The sequence below is a fragment of the Pseudoalteromonas sp. 20-MNA-CIBAN-0454 genome, from assembly GCF_040308685.1.
In the GTDB taxonomy this organism is placed as follows: domain Bacteria; phylum Pseudomonadota; class Gammaproteobacteria; order Enterobacterales; family Alteromonadaceae; genus Pseudoalteromonas; species Pseudoalteromonas nigrifaciens.
The window spans coordinates 41480-59757 of the sequence record NZ_JBEOOB010000026.1 but is presented as its reverse complement, the minus strand read 5'-3'; the positions used below and the strand labels follow the sequence as shown (position 1 = coordinate 59757).

The 18278-nt window shown below is 42.3% G+C and carries 11 protein-coding genes; 4 read left to right on the top strand and 7 right to left on the bottom strand.

The window, feature by feature from the left end:
• Positions 1-188: 188 nt before the first annotated feature.
• The 4 genes from ilvD to AAEZ22_RS13100 form a co-directional block, all read right to left on the bottom strand.
• The gene (gene ilvD, locus AAEZ22_RS13115; RefSeq protein WP_011329767.1) at positions 189-1868 is read right to left on the bottom strand and encodes a dihydroxy-acid dehydratase; all 1680 of its coding nucleotides are present in this window, start codon (positions 1866-1868) and stop codon (positions 189-191) included.
• Positions 1869-2015: 147 nt separating this feature from the next.
• Positions 2016-3506, bottom strand: coding sequence for a glutamate synthase subunit beta (locus AAEZ22_RS13110; protein WP_089369085.1), 1491 nt, complete (start codon positions 3504-3506; stop codon positions 2016-2018).
• Positions 3507-3526: 20 nt separating this feature from the next.
• Positions 3527-8134, bottom strand: coding sequence for a glutamate synthase large subunit (gene gltB, locus AAEZ22_RS13105; protein WP_193038855.1), 4608 nt, complete (start codon positions 8132-8134; stop codon positions 3527-3529).
• 624 nt (positions 8135-8758) lie between these two features.
• Complete coding sequence (locus AAEZ22_RS13100; RefSeq protein ID WP_182683765.1) at positions 8759-9964, bottom strand: anhydro-N-acetylmuramic acid kinase; 1206 nt, start codon at positions 9962-9964, stop codon at positions 8759-8761.
• Between the two features lie 482 nt (positions 9965-10446).
• Here AAEZ22_RS13100 and curA point away from each other — a divergent pair, with 482 nt between their 5' ends.
• Both curA and AAEZ22_RS13090 read left to right on the top strand, forming a co-directional pair.
• Positions 10447-11475, top strand: coding sequence for an NADPH-dependent curcumin/dihydrocurcumin reductase (gene curA / locus AAEZ22_RS13095; protein ID WP_197182345.1), 1029 nt, complete (start codon positions 10447-10449; stop codon positions 11473-11475).
• Between the two features lie 49 nt (positions 11476-11524).
• The gene (locus tag AAEZ22_RS13090) at positions 11525-12142 is read left to right on the top strand and encodes a glutathione S-transferase family protein (RefSeq protein WP_011329762.1); all 618 of its coding nucleotides are present in this window, start codon (positions 11525-11527) and stop codon (positions 12140-12142) included.
• A gap of 97 nt (positions 12143-12239) precedes the next feature.
• Here AAEZ22_RS13090 and AAEZ22_RS13085 read toward each other — a convergent pair whose 3' ends face one another.
• Together AAEZ22_RS13085 and AAEZ22_RS13080 are read right to left on the bottom strand one after the other, a co-directional pair.
• Complete coding sequence (locus AAEZ22_RS13085) at positions 12240-12548, bottom strand: YkgJ family cysteine cluster protein (protein ID WP_176359701.1); 309 nt, start codon at positions 12546-12548, stop codon at positions 12240-12242.
• Positions 12549-12664: 116 nt separating this feature from the next.
• Positions 12665-14611 carry a RecQ family ATP-dependent DNA helicase gene (locus AAEZ22_RS13080; RefSeq protein WP_352297524.1) on the bottom strand — a complete coding sequence of 649 codons (1947 nt, stop codon included), beginning with the start codon at positions 14609-14611 and terminating at the stop codon, positions 12665-12667.
• A 273-nt stretch (positions 14612-14884) separates the two neighbouring features.
• On the opposite strand from AAEZ22_RS13080, the gene AAEZ22_RS13075 reads away from it, so the two are divergent.
• Both AAEZ22_RS13075 and AAEZ22_RS13070 read left to right on the top strand, forming a co-directional pair.
• The gene (locus AAEZ22_RS13075; RefSeq protein WP_350551366.1) at positions 14885-16189 is read left to right on the top strand and encodes an NAD(P)/FAD-dependent oxidoreductase; all 1305 of its coding nucleotides are present in this window, start codon (positions 14885-14887) and stop codon (positions 16187-16189) included.
• 161 nt (positions 16190-16350) lie between these two features.
• Positions 16351-17850: a phospholipase effector Tle1 domain-containing protein gene (locus tag AAEZ22_RS13070; RefSeq protein WP_192531768.1), complete on the top strand. Its 1500-nt coding sequence runs from the start codon at positions 16351-16353 to the stop codon at positions 17848-17850.
• Between the two features lie 170 nt (positions 17851-18020).
• On the opposite strand, the gene arfA is transcribed toward AAEZ22_RS13070, so the two are convergent.
• On the bottom strand, positions 18021-18221 hold the full coding sequence (gene arfA, locus AAEZ22_RS13065; RefSeq protein ID WP_192531769.1) for a ribosome alternative rescue factor ArfA: 201 nt from the start codon (positions 18219-18221) through the stop codon (positions 18021-18023).
• Between the last annotated feature and the right edge of the window lie 57 nt (positions 18222-18278).

Below are 18278 nucleotides of genomic sequence, written 5' to 3'. Positions count from 1 at the left end.
TAAGGGATCACCGCTGTTAAAATTTGCGGTGGAAAGTGAGCTTTAGTGCTTGCTGTCCACCTCAGGGCGTGTTGTTACTTAAATTACAAATAAAGTAACAAGGTTATCTAGGGCGTGTTGATCTTTGCGGATTAAAACTCGCTCTATTTAGGGGAGTTTAATCACTAATTTTAGCGATTAATTGTGCCTTAACTTGGCTTATCGGTCACGGCTCCGGTAGAGGCTGAGCTTACTGTTCTGGCATATTTTGCTAGTAATCCGCGGGTGTATTTTGGCGCAGGTTGTTGCCAACGTTGTTTCCTACTGGCCATTTCTTCATCAGTAATATTAAGAGTCATTTCACGGCTTTGCGCGTCAATAGTAATGCTGTCACCATTTTCTACTAGTGCAATGGCGCCGCCTTCGTAAGCTTCTGGTGTAACGTGCCCCACAACAAAACCCCTACTACCACCTGAAAAACGACCATCGGTAATAAGCGCCACATCGTTACCTAAACCTTTACCCATAATAGCTGAAGTGGGGCTTAGCATTTCACGCATACCTGGGCCACCTTTAGGACCTTCATAGCGAATTACTACAACGTCTCCGGCTACTACTTGCCCATCTATAATAGCGGCAAAACCTTGCTCTTCTGAGTCATATACTTTTGCGTTGCCGGTAAAGCGTAAACCCTCTTTACCCGTAATTTTTGACACTGCCCCTTCTGGCGCTAAGTTGCCAGCTAATATAACTAAATGACTGTCTTTTTTAATCGGCTTATCAAAAGGTAAAATAATATTTTGCCCTGCTGGGTAATCTGCTACATCGGCTAAATTTTCGGCCATGGTTTTGCCTGTCACTGTCATACAGTCACCGTGCAGCATACCGGCATCTAATAAACGCTTCATCAGTGGCTGAATGCCACCAATTTCAATCAACTCCGACATTAAATATTGACCGCTTGGGCGCAAGTCTGCAATTACTGGTGTTTTATCGCCAATACGCACAAAGTCATCCAATGTTACTTCAACGCCTACCGCATCAGCCATAGCAATTAAATGCAGCACCGCATTGGTTGAGCCGCCTAAGGTAATGATCAGCGTAATTGCATTTTCAAACGCTTTTTTGGTCATAATATCGGAAGGTTTAATGTCATGCTCTAGCAAATAAACAATCGCTTTACCCGCATCAATACAGTCTTGTTTTTTGTTTTGTGAAATAGCATTTTGCGCAGAACTATTTGGCATACTCATGCCTAAAGCTTCAATTGCTGAGGCTAACGTATTTGCCGTGTACATACCACCACAAGAACCAGCCCCTGGTATGGCTGTTTTTTCAATATGTTCTAATTGCGTAATTGGAATATCGCCTGCCGCGTAGCTGCCCACCGCTTCAAATACCGAGACTATATCGGTATGATTTTCACCGGGTAAAATTGTACCGCCGTACACAAATATAGAGGGGCGGTTTAAACGTGCTAAACCCATTAAACAACCCGGCATATTTTTATCACAACCGCCAATAGCAATAATACCGTCGTGGCCCATACCCGCCGATACCGCTTCTATTGAATCGCAAATTACTTCGCGTGATACTAAAGAATATTTCATCCCTTCGGTGCCCATAGAAATACCATCGGATACGGTAATGGTATTATATATAACGCTTTTCGCACCGGCGCTATCTACGCCTTTACCCACTTCTTCGGCAAGTGTATTAATGTGCATATTGCACGGCGTTACCATAGACCATGTAGAGGCAATACCAACTTGAGACTTTTTAAAATCGTCATCATTAAAACCTACCGCTCGTAACATAGAACGACTAGGAGCCTGAGCGCTACCATCTACAATTTTTTGTGAATATTTACGTGGTTTTTCAGAAGTCATTTCTTACCTTACCTACTTTTTACAAGGTTTATTAATAGAATAAATTATAAAAACAAGCCCCACCTTGCATAATTAATGCGGTAGGGCTTGCTATAATAGATGGTTTTAACTTTTAAAGCAGTTAAAGTTTACAGACTTGTAATCGCTTTAAGGCAAATAGCTTTTACCCATTAAATAGCTGTCAACCTCACGCGCGCAGCGTCGACCTTCATCTATTGCCCACACAATTAAGCTTTGTCCGCGACGACTATCGCCTGCGGCAAATACGCCAGGCTTGCTTGTAGCAAACTTATCGTACTGTGCTGCAATATTAGAGCGAGCATCTTGCTCTAAACCAAATTGTGCAACAAGGCCACCTTCTGGCCCCATAAAGCCCATAGCAATCAGTACTATATCGGCAGGAATTATCTTTTCACTGCCCGCTACTTCTTGTGGCACCATTTGCCCTTTATCGTTAAGTTGCCAAGTAATATCTACAGTGTGCACAGCTTTAACATTACCTTGCCCGTCACTTTCAATTTTTTTAGTCATCACTAAATATTGACGTGGATCTTGGCCTTGTACTGCAATAGCTTCTTTTTGGCCGTAATCAACCAACAAACGTTTCGGCCATTGTGGCCAAGGATTGCTGCTCTCGTCGCGTTGCTCGGGTGGACGAGGCATAATTTCTAGCTGAATAGCACTTTTACACTGATGGCGAAGCGCAGTACCAATACAATCGGTGCCGGTATCACCGCCACCTATAACCACTACATTTTTGCCTTTCGCATTAATGAACGCTCCGTCTTGATGTTCGCTATCGAGCAAGCTTTTGGTATTGGCTGTTAAAAAGTCCATCGCAAAATGCACACCGTTAAGTTCGCGCCCTGCAACGGGTAAGTCGCGCGGTACTGTGGCACCAATACATAACACGACTGAGTCAAAGTCAGTTTCTAACTGTGCCACACTAATGTCTTTGCCTACTTCAGTATTAGTAACAAAAACAATGCCTTCTTGGGCTAAAATATCAACCCGACGTTGCACTAATTCTTTTTGTAGCTTCATGTTTGGAATACCATACATTAGCAAGCCACCAATGCGGTCGGCGCGCTCATATACAGTAACCATATGGCCAGCTTTATTTAACTGTGCTGCAGCGGCAAGGCCCGCTGGGCCCGAACCAATTACGGCTACATTTTTACCAGTGCGAGATGCAGGTGGCTCAGCAACCACCCAACCTTGCTTAAAGGCATGATCAATAATTTCTTTTTCATGTAACTTAATAGCCACCGGATCGGCGTTAATACCCAGTACACATGCACCCTCACAAGGGGCTGGGCATACACGCCCAGTAAACTCAGGAAAGTTATTGGTTTTATGCAATAGCTCTACTGCATCTTGCCAGCGGCCGCGATAAATTAAGTCATTCCACTCCGGTATTACATTATTTACCGGACACCCAGCTACTGCCGGTGCAAATTCTGATTTTGCCGACTGACAAAACGGCACGCCACAATCCATACAACGCGAAGCTTGCTGCTCTACATCTGCTTGTGGTATTTCTTCATATACTTCCAGCCAGTCAATTAAACGTTCACCTGCGTTACGCTCAGTTGGCAAGGCACGACCTACGTTGATAAACCCTGTTGGATTTCCCATAATATATTCTCCTTGGCAGCTTAAGCTTTAGCGCTAGCTATGTTGTTTAAATGAATGTCGAATGCTTCTACGGCAATGTCATACTCTGAGGTGAATTTTCCGCTACTGCGTACATCATTCATATAACCTTGCATGCGTTTGTAATCAACCGGCATTACTTTAACAAAGCGCTTAACATTGCTGTTCCAATCTTTTAATAAATCACTGGCAACATCTGAACCTGTAGCATCAAAATGTTGGCTAATTAAGACTTTTAATTCGTGGCTTTCAGCGTCGGTATCTACACTTTCAAGTGCGACCATTTCCATATTGCATTTAGCCGAAAAGTCATTATTTACATCAAGTACGTAAGCAACACCGCCCGACATACCTGCAGCAAAGTTTCGACCAGTTGCGCCCAAAATAACCACTTTACCGCCGGTCATGTATTCACAACCGTGATCCCCCACACCTTCAACAACGGCTGTTGCGCCCGAGTTACGTACACAAAAACGCTCCCCCGCTATACCGCGTATAAAGGCGCTACCAGAAGTTGCTCCAAAAAAGGCCACATTACCAATGAGGATATTTTCACTAGCAGCAAACTTAGCTTGTTTACTAGGGTACACCACTAAATTTGCGCCAGAGAGTCCTTTACCAAAGTAGTCGTTGGCATCGCCTTCAAGTTCAAAACGTAAACCCCTGGTTGAAAAACAACCAAAGCTTTGCCCCGCTGAGCCGTTAAACTTAACCTTAATAGTATCTTGCGGTAAGCCATCTGCATGGTACTTTTTAGAGATTTCGTTAGAGATCATCGCCCCTATGGTTCTGTCGGTGTTAATCACATCGTATTCAAGCGCCACACTTTGCCCAGACTCTAGTGCCGCTTGAGCATCTTTGATCATTTTGCGATCGATAATGTCGTCGATTAAATGCTTTTGCTTTATTGATTGATACAGAGTTTCGTTTTCAGCGCATTCTGCTTTGTGTAATAGTGGAGTTAAGTCAACGCCTTGGTATTTCCAATGGTCAACATCTTTGCGCTGCGTAAGGCACTGAGTTTGGCCCACCATTTCTTCAATACTTCTAAAGCCAAGCTCAGCCATAATTTCGCGTAAACCTTCTGCCATCATGGTAAAAAAGTTAACTAAAATATCGGCACGACCAGTAAACTTGTCGCGCAGGCCTTTATCTTGTGTGGCAATACCAACTGGGCAGGTATTTAAATGACACTTACGCATCATAATACATCCCTCAACCACCAATGCTGTGGTAGCCATGCCGTACTCTTCTGCACCAAGCAGCGTTGCAATGGCTAAGTCGCGTGGCGTTTTAAGTTGCCCATCGGTTTGTACCGTAATACGGCTACGCAGTTTATTACGCACCAAAGTTTGATGCGTTTCAGCCAAACCCAGTTCCCACGGTAAGCCCGTATGTTTAATTGAGCTCAGTGGTGACGCACCGGTGCCGCCATCGTGGCCCGCAATCAGTACCACATCGGCATAGGCTTTTGCCACACCCGATGCAACCGTACCTACACCCGCTTCTGATACTAATTTAACGTTAATGCGCGCGTCGCGGTTGGCGTTTTTAAGATCGAAAATAAGTTGCGATAAATCTTCAATAGAATAAATATCATGGTGTGGCGGCGGCGAAATTAAGCCCACCCCTGGCGTAGAGCCACGAGTTTTACCTATCCATGCATCTACTTTATCGCCGGGTAATTGCCCACCTTCGCCCGGTTTAGCGCCCTGCGCCATTTTTATTTGTAGCTCATCGGCATTCGCTAAATAATGGCTAGTAACACCAAAACGACCCGAAGCCACTTGTTTAATTCGCGAATTCATCGAATCGCCATTTTCAAGCGGTGTATAACGAATTGGGTCTTCGCCGCCCTCACCGCTGTTACTTTTACCGCCAATGCGGTTCATAGCTATAGCTAAAGTAGTGTGTGCTTCCCACGAAATTGAGCCAAACGACATAGCACCCGAGGCAAAGCGTTTAAAAATGTTGGCAACCGGTTCCACTTCGCTCAAGGCAATAGCAGGACGATCGCTATTCAATTGTAATAAACCCCGTAAGGTAAAGGCTTCTTTACTTTGATCGTCCACCGTTTTTGCATACTGCTTAAACTGCTCAACATTATTACTGGCTGTTGAATGCTGCAGTAAGCGAATTACCGTGGGATTAAATAAGTGCCGTTCACCATCATGACGCCACGAGTATTCTCCGCCCGTAGGCAGTAGTTTATCTATAGCAATGCGGTTGGCCTCAGGGAAACCCTCACGGTGGCGTAATAGCGCCTCTTGGGCAATTTGATCTAGGCTTAAGCCTTCAATACGGCTAACCGTACCGGTAAAGTACTGATCAATAACCTCAGAGTTAATGCCCAAGGCTTCAAAAACTTGCGCACCTAAATACGACTGTAGCGTTGAAATACCCATTTTAGAGAAGGTTTTCAACAAGCCGCTGCCTACCGCTTTGGTGTATTTTTGGGTAATTTGTTCATTTGTTAAGTTAGTATCAAGTACGCCTTCATCACGTAAACCATACATGCTCTCTAGGGCTAAATACGGGTTAACTGCCGCAGCGCCATAACCAATAACAGTAGCAAAATGATGCGTTTCGCGTATATCACCCGACTCCAAAATTATATCGGCAGATGAGCGTAGTTTTTCACGAATTAAATAGTGATGCACCGCTGCTGTTGCCAATACCGAAGGTATAGCAACATGGTCGCTGTCTACGCCACGGTCACTTAAAATGAGTATTTCATAATCATCTTCAACGGCATTTTTGGCATATAAACAAATACGATCCAGTGCTCTTTTTAGTGCACCTGGCCCACCGCTGGCTTTAAAAGTAATGTCGATCGTTTTAGCTTGAAGATGATTGTTATCTATATACTGTAGTTTGCGTAATTGCTCATTGGTCAATACAGGCTGTTCTATTTCAACCTTATGGCAATGCCCAGGTGTTTCATCGAGCAAGTTAAGTGAGCGGCCAATATAACCGCGCAACGACATAACCAACTCTTCACGAATAGGGTCGATGGGTGGGTTGGTTACTTGCGCAAATAACTGCTTAAAATAATGTGATAATTGTTGCGGGCGATGCGACAGCACTGCAAGCGGCGTGTCGGTACCCATAGCGCCTAGTGGCTCTTTAGCCGTACCAACCATACCCGCCAGTACTAGGTTAAGATCTTCGCTGGTGTAACCAAATGCTTTTTGTATTTTTCGCAGCTCTGCCAATGGCGGCTGGGCAAAAGACGCGCTAGGAACGGGTAAATTGTCTAATTCAATTTTGTTTTCAGCTAACCAACGAGCATACGGCTGAGCCGAGCTAACGTGTTGTTTTACTTCGTCATCACTAATAATGCGACCTTGCTCTAAGTCAGCAATAAATATTTTACCCGGTTGCAAACGCCCTTTTTCAACAACCGTTGATTGATCAACGCACAATGCACCGGTTTCAGAGCCCATCACTAGCGTGCCATCTTCGGTTAACAAGTAACGCGAAGGGCGCAAACCATTACGGTCAAGTGTTGCACCAATAACGTTGCCATCGGTAAACGATAACGATGCTGGGCCATCCCAAGGCTCCATAATACACGCATAGTATTCATAAAATGCGCGCTTGGTGGCATCCATATTGGTTTGTGTTTGCCATGCTTCTGGCACCATCATCATCATTACTTGCGCCAAAGACCGCCCGCTGAGCACTAATAGCTCAATAGCCATATCAAGATTAGCCGAATCTGAGTTATCGTTATTACACACCGGATTTAACATATTCAATTCAGCATCGCTAAAATTAACCGAGCTAAACAATGCCTCACGAGCATTCATCCAGTTAATATTACCGCGTACCGTATTAATTTCACCATTGTGGGCTATATAACGAAACGGCTGCGCGCGGCGCCAAGCAGGAAAAGTGTTGGTTGAAAAACGAGAATGAAACATCGCCATTCCCGAAATAGTACGCTCGTCTTGCAGATCAAGGTAATACTGGCGCACTTGCTCGGTAGTAAACTGGCCTTTATAAACAATTTTGGTAGATGACATTGAGGTTACATAAAATTCGTCACGTTCGGTGAAATCTAAACCATTAATTTTATGCGAGGTGTATTTACGCAGCACAAACAGCTTACGTTCAAATTCTTGTGCGCTTAGCGCTTGCGGCTTAGCAATAAACACTTGCTCAATATTTGGCTCGCTTTCAAATGAAGCCGCGCCTAACATAGAGTTATCGCCCGGAACATCCCGATACCCTATTAAGGTTAAACCCAGTTCGGCAATATTTTGATTTAGTATTTTTTTACACGCGTCGCTAAGTGCTTTATCGCGCGGGAAAAAAATCATCCCCACACCATAGTTTAAGGCGCTTGGCAGCGTCCACCCTAGCTTTGCGGTTTCTTGACGGAAAAACTCATGAGGAATTTGAATAAGAATACCAGCACCATCACCACTTTTAACGTCAAACCCTGTTCCACCACGATGTTCCATGCAGCTGAGCATGGTGAGTGCATTTTCGATAATATCGTGTGACTTTTTACCCTTAAGGTTAGCGACAAAGCCAATGCCGCAACTGTCATGTTCAAATTCAGCGCGATAAAGACCTTGGGATTTTTTGCTCATATCATTCATTACTTATTCCTATTTCATCAGCCTATTGCTATCAGCTAAATTGTGCTTACTAATTAAGTCATATATTTTTATATACTCGAGGTATGCGCTTATCTCATTCAAAAAATCGTTAAAATGCCTAAAACAGCCACTGTAAAATCTTTTTGAATTTGTATAGTGCAGTATTTATTAGTGAAAACTTTAATCAAAGGGGGATAAAAACTAGCCGTAAAATAACGCTGAGTCAACTAAGAAATGAATATACATTCAGATTATATGAATATATATAGTCTAAAATAGTTATTAACAGCCCATTTACACTGCATTTAATAACTATGCCTTATGTTTTAAAAAAGCGCATAGTTGATTTGGATGGGTTTGGTCTTTTTAGTTATAAAAGTGCACCACTAAGGCCTGAGGGGCGAAACTAAGGGAGGATTGGTGCATCTTTAAAAAGTAAATAAGCAATAACATTTTTATAATAATTAAAGCGCAGCTGCAATTAATTACTACAAAACAATATTCACGCTAATGGCAGCGCAAAAAAATAAGCTTACCCTAAAACAGTAAGTCGCAGTTATGCAAAGGCCAAACAGTGAGTTTGGCTAGGTCTCACCTAAAAACTTAAGCTTAGAATATGTGGTTTCAATCTGCAAAACTCACTTTACCCATAGTAACGCCTGCAATTCCTTGGGCTTTATTATCAAGGTGTAGCTGCTCACCGGCTAAGCATTCGTTAGCTAAAATAGCAAAAAGTACCGCTTCTTTCGCGTCGGGATCAACCCCTAATGCGTGAGTATTTTTAAAACCTTTTATGGCCGGACAAAGCGTTACTAAATGTTGCATTAAGAGTAAATTGTGAATGCCGCCGCCACTGGCATACACCACACTATTGGGCGCCATTTTTACACACGTATTTAGCGCATTGGCAATAACCTCTGCGGTAAAGCGGTTTAAGGTGGCCATTACGTCTTGATGACTTAACTTTTGGGTATTTGAAGCCTGTTGCGCAGCCTCTAAATAAGCCAGATTAAACACTTCAGGGCCAGTAGTTTTTGGCATTTTTAGGGTTAAAAAATGATTGTCGCAAAGCGCTGTTAGTAACGCAGTATTAATAACGCCCGCTTTCGCTATCGCAGCGTTTTCATCGTAATGCATGTTATTAAAATAACGCTGCACATAGGCATCCATAATGGTATTACATGGGCCAATGTCAGAGCTAAATACTGCGTTGCTATCGCCATTTTGGGGTAAAAAAGTGAGGTTAGCTATACCGCCCATATTGAGCAAAATACGGTTTTCGTCAGAGCTTGAAAAAAACAAATAATCACCATACACGGCAAGTGGTGCGCCCTCGCCGCCTGCTGCTATATGCTTTTGCCTAAAATCGCCAATGGTAGTAATACCTGTAGTAACGGCTATTTGGTCGCTGTCGCCAATTTGTAAAGTGCCATTGTTAAAATCGTTATACTGATGCTGGCTTTTAGGACAGTGGTAAATAGTTTGTCCGTGGCTGGCTATTACATCTATATTGGCTGGGTTTACCTGCCAGCTGTTTAAACACTGATTAACCATGTCGCCATGTAATTTACCAACCCAAGGGTGCAGTAACGTAAGGTATTCTAAGTTGCATTCACGCTTGGCAAATACCTGCTTTATTTTTGTTTTATAATCATCGCTATAATCAACCGTAGTAAACTTTAAAACCTCAATTTGGGTATGCACACCCGCGGCAGTTATTTTACATAAGGCAACATCAAGTCCATCTAACGAGGTACCACTCATTAGGCCTATAATTAATCGGCTTGGCTTTAACGCACTGTTATAAAGCTTACTAATGTGTGGGTGCATAATAATTTCGCATCTATTGTTGTTGAGTTAATAGCATTCATTTTAGAATAGTTTAAATAAAAGTTATAGCGCTATAAAAATCAGTTAATCCACTTATAAACTCACCTTAGAGTAAATACTCACACCTTGGGGTTGATTTTTTAACCGTGTGCCCAAAACTCCTGTATTAAGATATACATACTTAACCTGAGCTCTGGTTAAGAGATTTACTAACGTATTGAATCATCGTTATATTTGATTTTTATTTTCTCTAGCCAGAGGTTTTCAGTGAAAACAAGGCGAATTTACGCGTCAATAGCTGGCCTATTGCAAGTAAATTCAACGCAGTTAGCGCTGAAAATAGCTGCTTGAGATAAGTTTATTATCCGGAGCTCAGGTTTCTTACTACTTATCTGCGCATTATTGTTTAGTTTCAACTTTGCTTTAAACACAAACTAAAACATTCAGATCAAAGTAGTTCACTCATCTATTGGAGATTTTATATGTCAGTAACCAGTCGACAACTCACGTTAGCATCACGCCCACACGGTGCTCCTACCGATGAAAACTTTGCATTAAAAACACTAGAGCTGCCGCCATTAAAAAATGGTGAAGTATTACTGCGTACCATTTACTTATCCCTTGACCCTTACATGCGTGGCCGCATGAGCGACGCTAAATCGTATGCCGACCCAGTAAATGTTGGCGACGTGATGGTTGGGGCAACTGTATGCCAAGTTCAAGAGTCTAAAAACGACTCCTTTAGCGAAGGCGAATGGGTATTGGCTTACACTGGCTGGCAAGACTACGCTATTAGCAACGGCGAAGGGTTAATGCAATTAGGCAAAGAGCCTGCTAATCCTTCGTATGCACTAGGTATTATGGGAATGCCGGGCTTTACCGCTTATATGGGATTACTTGATATTGGTGCACCTAAAGCAGGTGAAACCGTGGTCGTTGCTGCAGCAACAGGCCCTGTGGGCGCTACCGTTGGCCAAATTGCAAAAATTAAAGGCTGTAGAGTCGTCGGCGTTGCCGGTGGCAGTGAAAAATGTAAGCACGCAGTAGAAGTATTAGGTTTTGATGCCTGTATTGATCACAAAGCAGATGATTTTGCACAGCAACTTGAACAAGCCTGTGATAACGGTATTGATGTTTATTATGAAAATGTGGGCGGTAAGGTATTCGACGCCGTATTGCCACTTCTCAATACATCAGCACGCGTACCTGTGTGTGGTTTAGTGTCGCAGTATAACGCAACTAGCTTACCAGAAGGCCCTGATCGTTTGGGTATGCTAATGGGGCAAATTCTCTCTAAGCGTATTAAAATGCAAGGCTTTATTATTTTTGACGATTATGGCCATCGTTATGATGAGTTTGCAACCGCTATGCAGCAATGGCTACAAGATGGAAAAATTCAATACCGCGAACATATGGTAGAAGGCATCGAAAATACCATTACTGCCTTTAACGATATGATCAGCGGAAAAAACTTCGGCAAAACCGTAGTTAAAATTAACAGCCCACTTTAAATTTAATGCGTTGCTGTCTATATAAAGTAGCAACGCAACAAGGATTACTATGATCAAGCTACATCATTTAAATAAATCACGCTCAAAACGTATTATCTGGTTACTAGAAGAATTAGCCGTAGATTATGAAATAGTTGCTTACCAACGTAATAAAGACACTTTTTTAGCCCCAGATGAACTTAAACATATTCATCAGCTTGGTAAGTCGCCGGTGATAGAAGATGATGGGATTATTGTTGCCGAGTCGGGCGCAATTACCGATTACCTCATTACTAAATACGGTAACGGAAAGTTTGCGCCTAAAGCAGGCACTAGCGATTATGTTGATTATCAGCAATGGCTACACTTTGCCGAAAGCTCAGCTATTTTACCGCTGCTGCTTAAAATGTTTGTATTAAAAGATGGCGCTAAAACCCAGTTTTTAGAAGGTTACGCCGACGCCGAAACAGCTAAAGTAATAAGCTACTTTAACGATCGCCTAGCAGGCAAACGTTACTTAGTAGGCGATACCCTAACCGGCGCCGATTTTATGATGTCGTTTATTGTCGAAATTGTTAAAAACTCAGGTCAACTAGCGCACTTTAAAAACCTAGTTAAGTACGATGAGCAATTACAAAGCCATGAAAAATTTCATACCGCACAAGAGCTTGAAGCTAAATACGATTAATAATCGGCTGCTATTAGTTTTATAGTTATACCAATTACATTAAATTAGTACACATTTAAAAAGGGCCTTGGGCCCTTTTTACGTTTGCTGTAATAATTTAAATTCCGCCTAGCTCGCGCTCGGTAATACACTCATCCGACGCCATTTCAAATTCGCGACACACTAACGGGCGGTTTTCGTAAATAGAACACATGAGTGTGTTGCGATCGAGGGCTTGGCACCAGCCATCATCGGCACGTTTCATTACTTCGCTGCCCCATTTATCGTATTCAATATAATGAAATGGCACACCGGTATCTGTCACTATGCGTACTTCTAATTGGCAGCAACAGGCTTGGCAATTAGCACACGTAACAGGCTCTGGGGTGGTGGTGAGGTTTTTAACCGGAATAACAATTTGAGGCATAGTGGCTTAATAAAATAAAGTAAGCCACTAGGATACACCAACTAAGCTCAAATCGGCAGAGTAAATCTATCTCTAGGGGCTATTTTAAAGGCTAACTAGGTTAAATTTAGCTAATATTATGCTAGCTGACGCGCCAGTAATTTCGCTTTAATATCACTGTAGCGCATCGCTTCACACAGCGCAAAACCACTCAATTGGCGCACTTTATTGCGTGCAAATAAAGGCACGCTCATGCCCGCTAAAAAGCGACATTGGGTTTCTATACCTACGTTATTAATGCCTTTACTGGCTAGGTGCTGTAAAAACTCATCTACTTTTTGATAAATTACACTCTCATCAACAACATCTGCTTGCACTGAATATTCAAGCTTAACACTGTGGCCTCTGCATACTGAGCAATGGCCGCATTGCTGGGGCGCATTTTGATCGTCAAAATAACGGGCAAGGTTGTAGCTTAAACAGCTTTGCAACTCAAAAAAGCGTACCAATGCAGCTATACGTTTTATTTCGGCTTGTTCTTTATCGGTAAAATAATCATGCAGTTGCTGCGCAAGTTCAGGGTTGTTTATCACCTCACTATGCACTTTATACACTTGGGTAATACGTTTGGTTTCTAGGGTAATAAGCTGTTTTTCGGCTAAGTAGTCAAGCGCCGCAACCACTCGTTTTCGATCGACTTGCCCGGCTTGTGTCAGGCTATCAAAATTAAGCGTGCCCCATACTTTTTTAAAATCGGTATGGCTAAATATTTGCGTTAAAAATGCTTGGCGCTGCTCATCAAACTGGCCTAGCAACTCGTTTTTATCAACCAAAAACTTATATTTAAAATCGGCGTAGTAAGCGTATTGCGGCGTAATTGCACCTTGTATTTCTAGCTGTACTAACAAAGTTTTAAGCGCAAGTTGCCTAATATTACTGTCGCTTGAAAGGCTATATTCTTGCATTTCCCATTGCTGCTGCGAGCTGTGGTGCTGGCGAATATCGTTAATTACATGCTCAATACCGCTTAGCTCTGGGGTGTCGCCATACACAAAGTTCTCTACTGTATTTAACCCATCAAGGTTGGCTAAGGTAAAACACTGTGACGGGTTACCATCGCGCCCTGCTCGGCCTATTTCTTGGCTGTAGTTTTCAATCGATTTAGGTAAGTCGTAATGAATAACAAAGCGAATATCGGCTTTATCTACGCCCATTCCAAAAGCAATCGTAGCCACTACTACATTAATTTTACCACCCATAAAGTCATCTTGAATTTGCCATCTAAGTGTATCTTCAAGCCCAGCATGATACGCCACCGCTTGCAGCCCTTGATTGCTTAGCATATTAGCCACTTGTTCGGCACTTTGCTGCAAGGTAACATACACAATACCTGGGCCATTTTGTGCGCTAATAATGTTAGCAAGCTCGGTATTTTTATCCGCCGTTTTTACACTCAGCACACTTAAGTCTAAATTAGCGCGGTAAAAACCGGTTTGTACAATGCATTCTGGGGCAATGGCAAAGCGCTCGGCCATATCGCGCTTTACTTTTTTAGTCGCGGTGGCGGTTAATAATAATACCAGCGGAATATTAAGCTCTTCACGGTAGCGTGGTAGTTTTAAGTAGTCGGGTCTAAAGTTGTGTCCCCACTCAGAAATACAGTGCGCTTCGTCAACAACCAACATAGACACTGCTATTTGATTAATAAACTCTCTAAAACGCTCGTTCTTAAAGCGTTCAACCGACACCATTAACACTTTAACTTTACCGCTGCGAACATCGTTCATTACTGTGCTGCTTTGCATTTGGTCTTGGCTCGAATCAAGGCTGGCAGCATAAATACCTTTGCTGTTTAAAAAGCTAATTTGATCTTTCATCAATGCCAATAATGGCGACACCACTAAGGTTAAATGTGGTAAATGCAACGCGGTTAATTGATAACACAAAGACTTACCCGAGCCGGTGGGAAATATAGCCAACGACGATTGCCCATTTAACAACTGCTCTATGGTTTGCTGCTGCCCGCCTCTAAACTGATTAAAGCCAAAGTGTTGCTCAAGTGATTGAATTAATGAAGGGGTCATAAAATATCCTGTTTAAATATTTCCCTCAAAAGGAAAAATATTCCTACACGGTAAAACCTAAGTAAGTATAAAAATACACACTATTTAGCTTTAAAAGTGTGAGTATAACTTATTCATTATTTTTTGCTGACACATCCTTTATTTAGGCGCAGAATATAGCCATATCAATAACGAGTTTAGCCTTTGCCAAAATAACTTGATTCATACCCAAGTAACCTCAAAAAAATAATTCTACATAGATTATTTGGGTATATTATTTTTAAAGGCAGCGTTATGAATATTACCACACCTAAAGTCGTCGTTATTGGCGGTGGGGCTGGCGGATTAGAGCTTGCAACCCAACTAGGACATAAACTAGGAAAGAAAAAACACGCAGACATACTACTCATAGATAAAAACCGCACCCACATATGGAAGCCGTTACTGCACGAAGTAGCGACCGGTTCTATTGACCCAGATTTAGATGGCGTAGTGTACAGCGCTCATGCTGCTAAACATCATTATCGCTTTCAGCTTGGTACATTTTGTAATATTGACCAAAGCAATAAAACTATTACCCTCGCACCACTTTATGACGAATTAGGCCACACTATTTTACCCGAGCGCAACGTGCGCTACGACCATCTTGTTATTGCCATAGGCAGCGTAAGTAACGACTTTAATACCCCTGGTATAAAAGAGCATTGCTATTTTTTAGATTCTAATCAGCAAGCAGAGCGCTTTCAGCATTCGTTACTCGACAGTTTTACCCGCCTGCACCAAGACGACAATCAACAACAATCTTTAAACATTGCCATTGTGGGCGGCGGCGCAACCGGTGTAGAACTCTCGGCTGAGTTGTATCATGTTTCTGAGTTATTAAAGCTATACGGCTTAACTAATATGTCGTCCAAACGTTTACATATTCATTTAATTGAAGCCGGGCCACGTATTTTACCCGCACTGCCCGAGCGCATTGCCGTTAGTGCCAAGCGCGAGCTGCTAAAATTAGGGGTTAATGTACGCGAACAAACGCAAGTAAAAGAGGCCACCGAGCACGGCTTCATTACCAAAGACAATGAGCACATTAATGCCGATATTATGCTTTGGGCTGCAGGAGTAAAAGCTCCTGATTTTATTAAAGACCTAGGTATTTTTGAGCTCACTCGCAGCAATCAAATTCAAGTAAACCAATTTTTACAAAGCACGGTTGATGACAGCATTTTTGTATTGGGCGATTGCTGCGCCTTTACCCAAGCCGACGGCAAACAAGTGCCACCGCGGGCGCAATCGGCGCATCAAATGGCGCAATGTGTTGAAAAAAATCTTATAGCCACATTAAAACAGCAACCATTGAGTGGCTTTAAGTACAGCGATCACGGCTCTTTAGTTAATCTGTCTCGCTACAGTACAGTTGGTAATTTAATGGGTAATCTCACCAGTAATAGCTTTTTTATTGAAGGTAAAATTGCCCGCTTTATGTATATTTCGCTCTATCGCATGCATCAACGCGCCATTCACGGCAGTGCAAAAACCTTTGCCTTGTGGATCAGCGAAAAAATACTGCGCGTGGTACGCCCTAAAATGAAGTTACATTAAAGTTTTGCAGAGTTTAAACACCACAGCGGTGAATTTATTACCGCTGTCATTAATATTTAACACTTTTACGTTATATATCCAAACCATCTCAAAATGCAAAGTTCAGCATTTCAAAGGCTTGCTTTGGGTATAAAGTAAAAAAGCTTAGGAGGTAATATGCAATGACGGCTAAAACACTCATTTTTAACTTTGATGGCACCGGTGCTGAGCCTAGAGACGCCGAGCAGTTTAGTGCTGATCATTTTAAAGAAGACAGCAGTATTTCTAATATTCTTAAACTACACTTACTCGCTGGCGGACAACTTAATAACTCTCCTAATACTAAATTAACCAATCAACTTAGTTTTTATTATCAAGGTATTGGTACTAAAGGCAGCCGCTTAAAACGTTTTTTAAATCAAACACTCGCACCACGTAACGACGATGTAGCTAGCATTTTAAAACAAGCCCTAAGTGATTTTAAAAGCCATTATAAGCTAGGCGACATTGTCTTATTAACTGGTTTTAGCCGAGGCGCTGCACTCGCTAGGCGCTTAGCAAAATTATTAGAACCATTAATAAGTGAGCAAGTATACCTGTGTGTATTTGACACTATTGCCTCTATTGGTTTATCAAAAATAACCAAAGCGACCCGTGGCGCAGAGCATGTAATTTTTGAAAACCACACCATAGCAAGTAATGTTACTCAAGCCTTACATTTTGTAGCCCTGGATGAAAAGCGTCGCGCGTTTGAACCCACACTAATGAACCAACAAAGCAACATTACCGAATTGTGGTTTGCTGGTGCGCATTCTGATATTGGTGGCGGTTACTATCGCGATGGTTTAGCCGATATTTGCTTGCGCTATGCAATAGAGTGGTTAATCTCGCAGCCGTTAAATATCACCTTTTTAACCAGTCACGATATTGACTATGCAGCCTTACTTCCTAACAATAAAGTAATCGCGCAAGACGATATAACAATTACACCCGACCCGTTGGCATTAAGCCATCAGCAAAATTATTTTTGGTTTAACCCATTTTTTAAACTAGTAGATAGAGAATGCTATGTACTGATAGATAACGAACCAAGTCCCCTTGAGCCATTAGTGCACCACAGCGTGGCCGAACGCATTAACAAACTCACCAGTTACCGCCCAGAGTCACTTAAAAACCTGCCTTATAAAATAATCTATAACGATAATACCCAACTTAGTTTTACCGGGTTAAGTGCACATATTATGCTTGCTAACCAAAATATGAGCGTACTGGCAGTAAAGCAAAGCCAAGATGTGGTGGTATTTGCCAGCGAAGCCTACAACGCCACTGGTTTAATGCTAGAGCAAGGCGCAACGTATCGCTTTACCCCTTACCCTGATCAGTATTGGTTCGACGACGGTATAAAATGTACTGCGCTTGGCTGGCACCGCGATGACGTGCAACTTGGCGTAAAAGAAATCTCTATGGCATTGCTCGAGCCATTTAGACGACTACCAAATGCACAGTGGTTTTCGTTAATTGGCGCTATTAATAAAAGTGACAAGAACTTATTTGCAATAGCCGACGGCGCAGATGTTAAAATGGTGCAATCAGGTGAATTTACCCCATTTGCCAACGACTTAAGCCGATTTTATGGCGCTAACGCCGGTAAAATTAAAATCAAAGTAACGAGGCTAGAATAAAATAGCGCTCAGGCATTAAGTTTCAGGTAGAGACTAGCCAAGCGCGGTGGCTAGCTGAAGGTGGAAGTTTACATTGCACTGTTAGCAACAGGTGCGAGGCGAAAGTAATAAGTTAAGCTAGTACCAAATAACTAAAAGCATTAGCAAAAGCCCTATTTGATCACAGCTATTTAAGCGGCGATTAAATAGGACTCTTGTCCTGCATGTTTGTTGCTGCGCTTAAAAGAGCCTTTACCTTTTTTAGCTTTAACCACTTGTGGTTTAAACACTTTAGAGGTAACTAGTGCAGCCAACGCATTGTGCTTTATAACACCGCGGCCAGTATCTACGGCGCTGTTAGTGGCCGTTTTTGTTTTCGATTTTTTAGTCATCATTTTTCCTATAAACCAACTAATTATAAAATAGATTGTATGTTACTTAACCTGAAC